Below are 257 nucleotides of genomic sequence, written 5' to 3'. Positions count from 1 at the left end.
GGAATCGGGTTACGTGTCAGCAGACGCCGATGGGCCAGCCTGCCGAGGCAGCTTCGTGGCCACGTTCCAGGGCAACAGTTCGTCGATGCGGTTAATGGGATGGTCAGCGATATGGGTCAGGACGTATTCAAGGTAGGCGCGCGGGTTGATCCCGTTGAGCTTGCATGTGCCGATCAGACCGTACATCGCGGCTGCCCGCTCGCCTCCGCTGTCGGAGCCGGCGAACAGGAAGTTCTTGCGGCCCAGACTCACACAGC

1 protein-coding gene is annotated in these 257 nt (G+C 62.3%); it reads right to left on the bottom strand.

Translation table 11 applies throughout. The annotated features are described in order from the left end of the window. Window positions 1-9 precede the first annotated feature (9 nt). On the bottom strand, window positions 10-257 hold a 248-nt coding region (locus F6X39_RS36265; RefSeq protein WP_187620171.1), incomplete at its 5' end, for a transposase domain-containing protein.

Source organism: Paraburkholderia sp. UCT2 (assembly GCF_014397665.1).
In the GTDB taxonomy this organism is placed as follows: Bacteria; Pseudomonadota; Gammaproteobacteria; order Burkholderiales; family Burkholderiaceae; genus Paraburkholderia; species Paraburkholderia tuberum.
The sequence above is the reverse complement of the archived record's forward strand: the minus strand, read 5'-3'. Positions and strand labels throughout refer to the sequence as shown.